The sequence below is a fragment of the Salinisphaera sp. G21_0 genome (genome assembly GCF_017744115.1).
Lineage (GTDB): Bacteria > Pseudomonadota > Gammaproteobacteria > Pseudomonadales > Endozoicomonadaceae > Endozoicomonas.
In genome coordinates, this window is record NZ_JAGHQW010000092.1 from 1 (window position 1) to 12,321 (window position 12,321).

The window sequence follows — 12,321 nt, forward strand, 5'->3', positions numbered from 1 at the left end:
TGCCGGAAAAGCACAGACAGCATGCCGAGTGGACACCTGAGAGACTCCAGAACTGGGCTGCCCAAACAGGGCCTGAAACAGAAGCAGTGATACGACGAATCCTCTCAGACCGTCGCTATCCGCAACAAGGCTATCGCAGCTGCCTTGGCATCATGAGGCTGGGAAAAAGTTATGGTGATGCCCGCCTTGAAAACGCCTGTCGTCGTGCACTGTATACTGATGCCTGCTCTTATCGCAGTCTCGAATCCATCCTGAAGCACAACCTGGATCAACAACCGCTGCCGCAACTGGAACCGGAACCTGCATTGCCGGATCATCATGAGAACCTTCGTGGCTCTGACTACTTCAACTAATCCATGACGAATAATAGAGAAAGGAACCAGAACCATGTTATTGAATCCGACTTTAGAAAAACTGCAAACACTGAAACTGTCCGGCATGTATGAAGCACTTAATGAGCAATTAAACAGTCCAGACATAGAACAAATGTCGTTTGATGAACGGCTGGGGCTGATGGTTGATCGTGAAGTTACTGTTCGTGATAACCGTCGCTTGAAAACCCGTTTAAAAAATGCACGACTAAGGCAACATGCCTGCATGGAAGACATTGACTTTCGCCACCCTCGCGGTCTCAAGCGTGAGCAGTTCCAACAGTTACTGGGCAGTGGCTGGATAAAGGATCATCAAAACGTCATTATCACCGGACCAACCGGGGTTGGTAAAACCTGGCTGGCCTGTGCCCTGGCTCAGAAAGCCTGTCGTGATGGTTATACAGTCCAGTACCAGAGACTGCCAAGACTGCTGCAGGACCTGAGCCTTGCCCGTGCTGATGGTCGTTACCTGAAGATCATGACGACGGTGGCCAAAACCGACCTGCTCCTTCTGGATGACTGGGGGCTTGCCCCCTTAAACGAGAGTCAGAGGCGAGATTTGCTGGAGCTGTTTGAAGACCGGCACAACCTCAAGAGCACGCTGATTACCAGCCAGATGCCGGTTGATCACTGGCATGAACTGATCGGTGATCCGACACTGGCAGATGCGATTCTGGACCGGCTGATTCATAACGCTCACCGCGTTCCTTTAAAGGGTGAGTCACTGCGCAAGAAACAAGCAAAACTGGCGAAGTCCGAACCTACGTCCTAAGCTGCAAATCGATGCGTCGCTGCGCTCCGATTAGGGGTGGCCGAATGTTACCGGAATGGGTGGCCGGATACTTCCGGAATCAGTGGCCGAATGTTAGTGGAATGGGTGGCCGAATGCTCCGGAATGCGCAGCCCTTCTCAGCAACATAATGCAGCGGTGTTTTCCCACTGTTGTCAGTTTGGTTTCTATCCTTTTCAGAGATTCCATAGAGTTCAGTAAACAGACTCATTTCTTTGCCCTGCTCAGCCAATTTGTGCAGCTCTGTTTTCCCAAGCTCATCAACGTCTTTGGCTTCCCCGAGGTGCGGATATTCATGCGCGTATACTATGCTGTCCTCCTCAGCAGCAGAATCAGCCAGAGCAGCTCTGTTTTCGCTGATAGCGGGTGACTCAATTGTTGACAGTTCCCGTGGTGCCGGGTCAGTATCCGGGCCTTCATTGAATGACTTTTTACGAGAGTAAACCGCAGTTTTACTATCAGTCGGGGCAAGATCGTCAGTGGCAACAGAGCCAGCCTGAGCTGTTTTGTCAGCTTTTTTGGTATCGTCGATCTTCACGTTGGTTGTGAGCGTACTGTTGTCTTTTTCATGATCGGCCTGGGAAACAGCGAAGTACGTTAATACATTGACGGTCTCTTTTAAGCCCTTAGCTAAAGTGAGCGCCGTTTCGCAATTCTTATCCTTAACTTTGGCCAGGGAGCGGTCAAAGGCCTGCAATGTCTGGATGGCCTCTGTGTGGCCTTTTTCAGCAGCTTTGTTGAGAGCTGTTTTGCCATATTTATCCTTCGCTTTGGCCAGAGAGCGGTCAAAGGCCAGCAATGCCTGGATGGCCTCTGTGTGGCCTTTAAAAGCAGCGAGGTGGAGAGCCGTTCTGCCATATTTATTCTTCTCTTTGGCCAGGGAGCGGTCAAAGTCCAGCAATGCCTGGATGGCCTCTGTGTGGCCTTGATAAGCAGCTGAGTGAAGAGCTGTTTGGCCATTGTTAGCCTTCTTTTTGGCCAGGGAGCGGTCAAAGTCCAGCAATGTCTGGATGACCTCTGTGTGGCCTCCATAAGCAGCTAAGTGGAGAGCCGTCAAGCCATCATTATTCTTCTCTTTGGCCAAGGAGGGGGCAAAGTCCAGCAATGCCTGGATGGCCTCTGTGTGGCCTCTATAAGCAGCTGAGTGGAGAGCCGTCAAGCCATTTCTTCTATCCTTCTCTTTGGCCAGGGAGGGGGCAAAGTCCAGCAATGCCTGGATGGCCTCTGTGTGGCCTCCATAAGCAGCTGAGTGGAGAGCCGTCAAACCATCATTATTCTTCTCTTTGGACAGGGAGGGGTCAAAGTCCAGCAATGTCTGGATGGCCTCTGTGTGGCCTTTTTCAGCAGCGTAGTTGAGAGCCGTCAAGCCATTTCTATCCTTCTCTTTGGCCAGGGAGGGGTCAAAGTCCAGCAATGTCTGGATGGCTTCTGTTTGGCCTTTAAGAGCAGCGGCGTGGAGAGCCGTTTGGGCATCGTTAGTCTTCTCTTTGGCCAGGGAGCGGTCAAAGGCCAGCAATGTCTGGATGGCCTTTGTGTGGCCTTTAGCAGCAGACCATTGGAGAGCCGTCCAGCCATCGTTATCCTTCTCTTTGGCCAGGGAGGGGGCAATGGTCAGCAATGCCTTGATGGCCTTTGTGTCGCCTTTACGAGCAGCTAAATGAAGAGCCGTTTCGGCATCGTTATTCTTCGCTTTGGCCAGGGTGGAGTCAATGGCCAGAATTTCGTTGACGGTCTCTGTGTGGCCTTGACGAGCAGCTTCGTGGAGAGCCGTATCACCATTGTTATTCTTGACATCAACTCGGATGCGCATGGGGGCAATTTCCTTAAATGCCCTGACGATCTCTGTGTGGCCATTACGAGCAGCCAAGTGGAGAGGCGTACAGCCATCGTTCATCTGTTCATTGACTGGGGATTGATAATTTTCCAGCAGCTCCTTGACGGACTCTATGTGGCCGTTCTGAGCGGCCATATGCAGGGGCGTAGCACCATCTGTATGTGTTTTGACATTGACATCCACTTTAAGCATTCGGGATTCACAATAAGGTAATTCGTCGTCATCGACGCTTTCCCCGCCCTTACGAATCAGTGGCAGTGCCGGTTGCCCGCATTCACTGCATCGTCGTTGATCAAGACTTGTTTCACTCTGCTCATCAAGGTGTCGGGTGATGCACCCCAGGTGGAAAACGTGGGGTTCCGGTTTGCAGGAGGTTTCGACCAGTGAGTGTCCACCAAATTGTCTTCTGATATGTTCGTCATTTATACAGATAGAAGAACAAGTAAAGCGGACATCTGCCCCGTTTCTACCGACACCATCCATCGCTTTAGTCTGCCATTTGACTCAAAACTTCGAGTAGGACAAAAAATCAGCAGGGCAAGTTCCACAAAAAACAGAATTTTTAACAAGAAGATTGTCGTTTAAATCAAAAGTCAGGCACGGAACCAATTTTCATTAGACAGTAATCGTTTATCCGGAATACAAACAATGGCAACCACAAATATCTGTCAAAGGATTGATCATATATTCAGGAACATCGACATGTTGCCAGTTCAATACCAGTTTAAGAACCTGAACCACCTTGGCTTGGTTGCCGCTATGTGTCGGGAGCTAAAGATAACCGAATACATCGATGCGCGTATAACTAATGACCGAAAATGAGGCTGGTATTCCAGTATTTATGGCACCTGCCAGTGGTAATGTAAACGACAAAACCTGTTTTAAGGAAATTATCAAAACCATCTGTCGTGTTTTAAGGCGGCTTTCAATAGTCGCTATCTGGTCGCTGATGCCGCCATGTACGTTGCTGAAACCCTCCAGCTGCCTGATGAGCAAAAGCAGCTGTTTATCTCTCGGGTGCCCCTGAATATCAACGACGCAAAGGAGCTGGTCGGCAAAGCGCCAGCCATGTCACTGGAGCCGGTTGAAGGTTATGAAGATTATTACTCGACTGAAGTGCCTTCTTGCTATGGAGAGGTTCAGCAACGATGGTTCTTGTTTCTCAACAAAAAGCGCAGGCTCAGTGAACAGAAAACACTGACCCGAAAGATGCAGAAGCAGTCACTGAAAGAGGCCCGTGATCTGGAAAAACTGGGTAAAAAAGTCTTTTTATGCCGGGACGATGCATTGAAGGCTTTTACCTTGTGGCAGAAACAATCGAAACTCTGCCAGAGTGCAACGGAGCTTGAGGTTACCGGTAAACCCTGCTATTTGGGCAAAGGACGGCCATCGCCGGATAGCAAGCCCGACCACTTTGAATACTTTGTGCAGGCTGAATGCTTTGTTCCCTGTGAGAGAAGGGAGAATGCACAGGTCTCACTGGGTTGCTTCATCCCGGATACCAATGAATTGGATCAGAATTGTATGAATGCCACGGAGCTGTTGTCTACCTACAAGTCACAACAACAGGTTGAGGGCGGCTTTCGATTCCTGAAAAGCCCGGACTTTCTGGTCTCTTCACTCTATCTGAAGAAAGCTGAGCGCATTGAAGCTCTGTTAATGGTGATGACACTGTGCCTGATGGTCTATGCTGCTATCCAGCACAGAATAAGGCACGAGCTGAAAAAGCAGAGCCGAGTATTTTCAAACCAGAAAAAGAAGCCCTGCCAGAATCCAACGGCGAGATGGGTGTTTTTCTGTTTCCAGGGAATAAATGTCTTAAGGGTCAAAAGAACAAGTGGTCGGTTTGAAGGAAAGACAATGGACGATCATTCAGATTTTGGGCATTTTTTACGAGTCGTTGTGCTCCGGATAGGGGTGGTGAAAGGCAGTTACATAATACTTCCAGAAATTTCTCATCCTTGTTTAAAATTGGATAATGTAGAGGTGTTTTCCCACTGTTGTCAGTTTGGTTTTATCCTTTTCAGAGATTCCATAGAGTTCAGTAAACAGACTCATTTCTTTGCCCTGCTCAGCCAATTTGTACAGCTCTGTTTTTCCAAGCTCATCAACGTCTTTGGCTTCCCCGAGGTGCAGATATTCCTGCGGGTATACTGTCCTCCTTAGCAGCAGAATCAGCCAGAGCAGTTCTGTTTTCGCTGATAGAAGGTGACTCAATTGTTGACAGTTCCCGTGGTGCCGGGTCCGGGGCTTTTAAGTTAGCTACGTTGAGCGCCGTTTCGCAATTCTTATCCTTAACTTTGGCCAGGGAGCGGTCAAAGTCCAGCAATGCCTGGATGGCCTCTGTTTGGCCTTTAAGAGCAGCGGCGTAGAGAGCCGTTTGGCCATTCTTATCCTTCTCTTTGGCCAGGGAGCGATCAAAGTCCAGCAATGTCTCGATGGCCTCTGTGTGGCCTTTAATAGCAGCGAAGTGGAGAGCTGTTTGGCCATCGTTATCCTTCTCTTTGGCCAGTGAGCGGTCAAAGTTCAGCAATGTCTGGATGGCCTCTGTTTCGCCTTTAAGAGCAGCGGCGTGGAGAGCCGTTTGGCCATTCTTTTCCTTTTCTTTGGCCAGTGAGCGGTCAAAGTTCAGCAATGCCTGGATGGCCTCTGTTTGGCCATTATAAATAGCGTAGTGGAGAGCCGTTTGGCCATTCTTATCCTTCTCTTTGGCCAGTGAGCGGTCAAAGTCCAGCAATGTCTGGATGGCCTCTGTGTGGCCTTTAGCAGCAGCCCAGTGGAGAGCCGTATGGCCAAAGTTATTTTTCTTTATGGCCAGTTTTTTGGCCAGGGAGCGGTCAAAGGCCAGCAATGTCTGGATGGCCTTTGTGTGGCCTTGTTCAGCTGCTCTGTGGAGAGCCGTCCAGCCATTGTCATCCATCTCTTTGGCCAGTGAGGGGTTAAAGTTCAGCAATGCCCGAATGGCCTCTGTGTGACCTTTAGCAGCAGCTTTGTGGAGAGCCGTCCAGCCATCGTTATCCTTCTCTTTGGCCAGTGAGCGGTCAAAGTCCAGCAATGTCTGGATGGCCTCTGTTTCGCCTTTAAGAGCAGCGGCGTGGAGAGCCGTTTGGCCATTCTTTTCCTTTTCTTTGGCCAGTGAGCGGTCAAAGTTCAGCAATGCCTGGATGGCCTCTGTTTGGCCATTATAAATAGCGTAGTGGAGAGCCGTTTGGCCATTCTTATCCTTCTCTTTGGCCAGTGAGCGGTCAAAGTCCAGCAATGTCTGGATGGCCTCTGTGTGGCCTTTAGCAGCAGCCCAGTGGAGAGCCGTATGGCCAAAGTCATTTTTCTTTATGGCCAGTTTTTTGGCCAGGGAGAGGTCAAAGGCCAGCAATGTCTGGATCGCCTCTGTGTGGCCTTGTTCAGCAGCTCTGTGGAGAGCCGTCCAGCCATTGTTATCCTTCTCTTTGGCCAGTGAGGGGGCAATGGTCAGCAATATCTGGATGGCCTCTGTGTGGCCTTTATCAGCAGCGTAGTGGAGAGCTGTATTGCCATTGTTGTTCTTAGCATTAACCATGACGCTGAGAACCTCCGGCTCTAGACAAGCCCTGGTCAGCAATGTCTTAACAGTATCAGTGCGGTCTTCAAAAGCAGCTAAGTGGAGAGCCGTGGCACCATCTTTATTTTTATAAATGGCCGTGGTGGGTGCAATGTCCAGCAATGCATTGACGGTCTCTGTGTGGCCTTGACGAGCAGCTTCGTGGAGAACCGTATCGCCATTGTTATTCTTGACATCAACCTGGATGCACATGGAGGCAATTTCCTTAAATGCCCTGACGATCTCTGTGTGACCATTACGAGCAGCTAAGTGGAGAGGCGTACAGCCATCGTTCATCTGTTCATAGACTGGGGTTTGATAATTTTTCAGCAGCTCCCAGACGGACTCTATGTGGCCGTTCTGAGCGGCCATATGCAGGGGCGTAGCACCATTTATATATGTTTTGACATTGACATCCACTTTCTTATCAAGCAGTTTTCTCAGGCACCCGGTTTGCCCCCAACAAGCGGCTAAATGCAGGGCTGTTTCGCCGTTATTATTGGTGGCATTTACGTTCGCTCCCTTTTTAATCAGTTTTTTCAGGCATGTTTTATCCCCATTGGCAGCGGTGATATGCAGCGGTGTTTGACCTTCCCCATCGGGGGCATCGATCTGTATCGGATCGTTCAGGTAATTGAAAAATTCCCAGTCACCTTTTCTGGCAGCAGTGTGCAGGGGCGTCTCACCCTGATGATCGGCGGCATTGACATCGGCACCGTGGTCGATCAGAGTCCGGGCTAAATCCGTATGCTGGTGCTTTAAGGCGACATCTAACAGGTATTCAGAATGACCGGTGAGCGCCGAGCGGTAAGGCTGATTGGCCAACGTCTTGTCTTTGTCCAGATGCCAGTTCAGCTTTCTCAGATTACCGCTACGGCAGACATTAAGCATCCGGGATTCACAATAAGGTGATTCGTCGTCATCGACGCTTTCCCCGCCCTTACGAATCAGTGGCAGTGCCGGTTGCTCGCATTCAGTGCATCGGCGTTGATCAAGACTTGTTTCACTCTGCTTATCAAGAAGGTGTCGGGTGATGCACCCCAAGCGAAAAACGTGGCGTTCCGGTTTGCAGGAGGTTTCGACCAGTGAGTGTCCATCAAATTGTCCTCTGATATGTTCGTCATTTATACAGATAGAAGAGCAATTAAAGCGGACATCTGACCTATTTCTACCGACACCATCCATCGCTTTAGTCTGCCATTTGACTCAAAACTTCGAGTAGGACAAAAAATCAGCAGGGTTAGTTCCACAAAAAACAGAATTTTTAACAAGAAGATTGTCGTTTAAATCAAAAGTCAGGCACGGAACCAATTTTCGCTAGACAGTGATCGTTTATCCGGAATGCAAGCAATGGCAACCACAAATATCTGGCAACAGTTCAAGACGATGATTACTGAAGGGGCGCGGGTTGTAGCCACCATTACCGCTAATAACAGCAATGGTACCAGTCAGGCAGAGCTTCGGGATGGTTCGGTTATTACCGTCAAAGGTGAATCTGTGGGTGTTGGCCAGAAGGCATTTATTCAGAAGAGATAAAAGGTACTGCGCCGCGCCTGCGCATTCCGGAGCATTCGGCCACCCCTATCGAAGCGGAGCGACGAATCGGTTTGCAGCTTAGGATGCAGGTTCGGACTTTGCCAGTTTTGCCTGTTTCTTGCGCAGTGACTCACCCTTTAAAGGGACGCGGTGAGCGTTATGAATCAGCCGGTCCAGAATCGCATCTGCCAGTGCACGACGACAGGCGTTTTCAAGGCGTGCATCACCATAACTTTTTCCCAGCCTCATGATACCAAGGCAGCTGGATAGCCTTGAGTTCATCGAGCAGGCTGCGAATTGCCTTGTTCAGTGTCGGCAGGGTAAAGAATGCCTGATCAATTTGACTCCAGTCAGGCTGAGCCTGCTTGTTCGATGATGGTTTGACGGGGAACAATTGCTGCTCCAGCGTATGCTCATCAATCGATTCAGGCAGTGGCCAGGTCAGTTCAGAAACCGAAAGCCGGGCCAGATAATCTTTAACGGTTGAGCGGGAGATATTGCAGCTTTGGGCTATCTTTCGCTCACTGAGGTGGTGCTCAAATTTGAGCCTGAAAACTTCACGAAGCTTAGTTTTACCCTTCAAATGAAAAAATCATTCAGGCAGATTTCAACGGTGAAGAGCTGTCGTTTACTTTGGAACTCTGGTGTTTATGAAATATTCTGGCTAATCTATTTTATTTAAAAAGCACCTTCAATGCTTCAGATAAATCTTTGAACTTTACCTGGCTACCGGTTGAGTTGATCTGTAAACGGGCGGGGCTGTTTGATGACTCAAACCGGTCAAATTCAATTTGAATTTTCTGATCGTTCTTGATGTTATACAGTAAATGGATGGGGCCACTGCAAACCTCAAAATTATTTTCTGACAATGCTGTACCAATATCAGTTTCGTTTTCGTTGAGCCTTTTTAATTCGTTGCGAATTTTATTGATGGTGCTGTCGAATTTCCTGGATTTTATTTCTTCAGGTTGTTTTGCTGCTTCGCTACCAAGGTTTTCCTGCATTTTTCCTGCGTTTTTAACAACTTCCTCCTGAAGTTTTTCCTGAAGCTTTTCCTTACTAGTGTTAACAGCATCAGAAATTTTCTTAAGCAAGCCTTGTAAATCCGCATGTTCAAAAATTCCCCCAATAAACTCTAATGGTATTTGACCAAAAGTGTCTTTAATTGGAGCTACAAAAAAATTTCTCACCATTTTTGGCAGATCACAATCATCCAGACATAACTTTATATTCACACTGACTCTGGCTTTTGATTGCTCTTTTTTTTCAATACTTTTTACCGTAAAATGGTATTCATCATGTTTACCCAAGAATTCAATAATTTTACCCTTAGTGCCTTCAATATGGAAAGGATAGCCCTCCAGTGATAAATCATATAGTCCAGAGCCAGGTATAAATTGTACGGGAACGTAGATTTGTTTCAGGTCTTTAGGATTTTTGGTATTGCGGTTTCCTCTAATTCCGGAATAGCCGAAAATTGCATCTTCATGGCTACCTTCAATGATTTTATCAAAAAAATCCTTTGCTAAAACAACAAAGGAGCTAACTTCAGGGCAAGGGATAAAATTCAATTCTGGATACTTTTTTTCAATTTCATCAAGACGCTCAACTAATTCTTTATCTATAAATACTTTTTCTTGATAGTGAATAGAACCATCTGATAAGCCAACTGGATTACTTTGACTGTGAGCATTTTCATTTTGGTAGTTGGTCTGATAGACTTGTCCTTCAAAACATTTTTTATATTTGTTGAGATAATACTTACCTTTATCTTTGCGTTCGCAGCCGTTGAGATTACTCCAGTCCTCCTGCAGAGCCTCTTGGCAAAGAGAGTGTTCTTTAGCCAAATCCCGGGGTTTATTTTTTTGCTTATCCTCAGCATTGATATTAACTGGGTGTTTTGTTTGGTCTAGCAACCCTATCAGGCACTGAATATTGTCTGCCTCGGCAGCCAAGTGTAATGGTGTCTTGCCTTGTTTATCCTCAGCATTGATCATAACTGTGTCTTTTGTTTCGTCTAGCAACCTTTTCAGGCACTGAATATTGTCTGCCTCGGCAGCCAAATGTAATGGTGTCTTGCCTTGTTTATCAGCAGCTTTGATTAATTTGGATAATTTTGTACGGTCTGGCAAGCATTTTGCGTGGTCTAACAACCTTTTCAGGCAATAAATATTGTCTGCCTCGGCAGCCAAATGTAATGGTGTCTTGCCTTCGTTATCTTTGAGATTAACGTCCACTTTTTCATCAAAGGAGAGTATGTGCTCAAGACATTCTTTATATCCTTGAACCTCCTGCGAACTATTGTGGTTCCAACATTTATCTATAACGACATAGTGCAAAGCAGCCATACCATTATTCTGGACTGTGTGATTGATATCTATTTTCTCGTTAAGCTTTTCATCAAAAATCTTTTGCAGGCAATCTTCTTTGCCATAAGCTGCAGCATACAGAAATAACCTCGAAAGCTGGTCGCTATCTAGTGTTATCATTTTGATTAGTTTTTTCAGGCACTCGTTTTTATTGTCATTATGAATAGTCAAAAGCAGTGGTGAAACCCCTTGTTTATTATTAATATGGAAATTATTATCTATGGTATCTTTTTTAAATATTTTTCCTTTTTCGTTGGTGTGGATCACATGCAGAAATCTTTTATTACCGTTATAAGCTGCATAGTGCAGCGGAGTATTATCGTCCTTGTCAGGTTTAATAATATCTTCTTTTAAAGATTTGTAATTTTCATTCAGCCAATTAATTCTATTCTCTGACATGGCTATACGATGCATTAGCGTTATACCTTTGTTATTTTTCTCATGCACATCAGCTTTAGCCCTTATCAGCTCTCTTACGCATGCATCAGTATCAGCCAGGAGCAGTGGGGTGTCACCATTTTCATCTTTAGCATTGATGCATGTTAATTCTTTGTCTTTCTTCAGTAGTAACTGAAGACAATTACTGTGCTTTTTCTCGGCTGCATAGTGCAGGGGTGTCCTCTTTTTATGATCTTGAAGATTGATGGATTCTGCCAATTTCCCTTCCCTTTTCGCTTTCTCCAGAAATTTTTCCAGGTAATTTTTGTGGCCTTTTTCTGCCGCGTAGTGCAGGAGTGTTTTACCGTCAGTTTCGTCCTTATCTTCCTCTTCCAGGCGTATCCTATTGACCAGTTTCTCTGTACTTTCGCTGTCATAATTTTCATCGATGGCTAATCGCAAGGCATGACTAATATTTGTGGGCGAGAAATGCTGAACTTTCTTACAAAATACTTCCAGAAATTTCTCACCCTTGTCCTTGTCCTTGTTTAAAATTGCATAATGTAGCGGTGTTTTTCCACTGTTGTCAGTTTTGTTGATATTCGCTTTAGAGAATAGTTGTTCCAGACATGATTTGAAGCCCTTCTCAGCAACATAATGCAGCGGTGTTTTCCCACTGTTGTCAGTTTGGTTTCTATCCTCTTCAGAGATTCCATAGAGTTCAGTAAACAGACTCATTTCTTTGCCCTGCTCAGCCAATTTGTGCAGAACTGATTTCCCAAGCTCATCAACGTCTTTGGTCTTCACTTCCCCGGGGTGCGGATATTCCTGCGGGTATACTATGCTGTCCACCTCAGCAGCAGAATCAGCCATAGCAGTTCTGTTTTCGCTGATAGCGGGAGACTCAATTGTTGACAGTTCCCGTGGTTCCGGGTCATTATCCGGGCCTTCATTGAATGACTTTTTACGAGAGTCAACCGCAGTTTTACTATCAGTCGGGGCAGGATCGTTAGTGGCAACAGAGCCAGCCTGAGCTGTTTTGTCAGCTTTTTTGGTATCGTCGATCTTCACCTTGGTTGTGAGCTTACTGTTGTCTTTTTCATGATCGGCCCGGAAAACAGCAAAGTTCTTTAATACCTTGACGGTCTTTTTTAAGCCCTTAGCTAAATTGAGCGCCGTTTCGAAATTCTTATCCTTAACTTTGGCCTGGGAGCGGTCAAAGGCCTGCAATATCTGGACGGCCTCTGTGTGGCCTTTTTCAGCAGCTATGTTGAGAGCTGTATGGCCATATTTATCCTTCGCTTTGGCCAGGGAAGGGGCAATGGTCAGCAATACCTGGATGGCCTCTGTGTGGCCTTTAAAAAAAGAAGCTGCGTGGAGAGCCGTTTCGCCAAACTTATTTTTCTCTTTGGCCAGGGAGGGGTCAAAGTCCAGCAATGTCTGGATGGCCTCTGTGTGGCCTTTTT

General features: G+C 46.8%; 7 protein-coding genes and 3 pseudogenes. 5 read left to right on the forward strand and 5 right to left on the reverse strand.

Annotated elements, in window-relative coordinates:
* Window positions 1-353: pseudogene (locus J7439_RS23995) on the forward strand (IS21 family transposase); the annotation flags it as partial.
* Window positions 354-387: 34 nt separating this feature from the next.
* A complete protein-coding gene (gene istB, locus J7439_RS24000; RefSeq protein WP_209204582.1) occupies window positions 388-1,143 on the forward strand; it encodes an IS21-like element helper ATPase IstB in 756 nt (251 codons plus the stop codon).
* A 79-nt stretch (window positions 1,144-1,222) separates the two neighbouring features.
* Here istB and J7439_RS24005 read toward each other — a convergent pair whose 3' ends face one another.
* Window positions 1,223-3,478, reverse strand: coding sequence for an ankyrin repeat domain-containing protein (locus J7439_RS24005; RefSeq protein ID WP_209204583.1), 2,256 nt, complete (start codon window positions 3,476-3,478; stop codon window positions 1,223-1,225).
* Window positions 3,479-3,754: 276 nt separating this feature from the next.
* Between J7439_RS24005 and J7439_RS27615 the strand changes: the two genes are divergently transcribed.
* Together J7439_RS27615 and J7439_RS24015 are read left to right on the forward strand one after the other, a co-directional pair.
* A complete protein-coding gene (locus tag J7439_RS27615) occupies window positions 3,755-3,817 on the forward strand; it encodes a hypothetical protein (protein ID WP_502950442.1) in 63 nt (20 codons plus the stop codon).
* Window positions 3,801-4,910 (forward strand): annotated as a pseudogene (locus tag J7439_RS24015) (IS1634 family transposase); the annotation flags it as partial. The gene J7439_RS27615 and the pseudogene J7439_RS24015, both read left to right, overlap by 17 nt.
* Before the next feature lie 192 nt (window positions 4,911-5,102).
* Here J7439_RS24015 and J7439_RS24020 read toward each other — a convergent pair.
* A complete protein-coding gene (locus J7439_RS24020) occupies window positions 5,103-7,757 on the reverse strand; it encodes an ankyrin repeat domain-containing protein (protein WP_209204585.1) in 2,655 nt (884 codons plus the stop codon).
* A gap of 165 nt (window positions 7,758-7,922) precedes the next feature.
* On the opposite strand from J7439_RS24020, the gene J7439_RS24025 reads away from it, so the two are divergent.
* Window positions 7,923-8,108: a hypothetical protein gene (locus J7439_RS24025; RefSeq protein WP_209204586.1), complete on the forward strand. Its 186-nt coding sequence runs from the start codon at window positions 7,923-7,925 to the stop codon at window positions 8,106-8,108.
* 78 nt (window positions 8,109-8,186) lie between these two features.
* Here J7439_RS24025 and J7439_RS24030 read toward each other — a convergent pair.
* The 3 genes and pseudogenes from J7439_RS24030 to J7439_RS24040 all read right to left on the reverse strand — a co-directional run.
* Window positions 8,187-8,300: pseudogene (locus J7439_RS24030) on the reverse strand (ATP-binding protein); the annotation flags it as partial.
* Between the two features lie 31 nt (window positions 8,301-8,331).
* Window positions 8,332-8,691: a sigma factor-like helix-turn-helix DNA-binding protein gene (locus J7439_RS24035; RefSeq protein ID WP_209204587.1), complete on the reverse strand. Its 360-nt coding sequence runs from the start codon at window positions 8,689-8,691 to the stop codon at window positions 8,332-8,334.
* 91 nt (window positions 8,692-8,782) lie between these two features.
* Window positions 8,783-12,321, reverse strand: a 3,539-nt coding sequence (locus J7439_RS24040) for an ankyrin repeat domain-containing protein (protein WP_353623116.1), incomplete at its 5' end; no start/stop codon positions are given.

Bases quoted from the DNA above. Each gene is read 5' to 3' on its own strand.
- istB (WP_209204582.1), top strand. From the start codon at position 388: ATGTTATTGAATCCGACTTTAGAAAAACTGCAAACACTGAAACTGTCC.
- J7439_RS24005 (WP_209204583.1), bottom strand. From the start codon at position 3,478: ATGGATGGTGTCGGTAGAAACGGGGCAGATGTCCGCTTTACTTGTTCT.
- J7439_RS24020 (WP_209204585.1), bottom strand. From the start codon at position 7,757: ATGGATGGTGTCGGTAGAAATAGGTCAGATGTCCGCTTTAATTGCTCT.
- J7439_RS24025 (WP_209204586.1), top strand. From the start codon at position 7,923: ATGGCAACCACAAATATCTGGCAACAGTTCAAGACGATGATTACTGAA.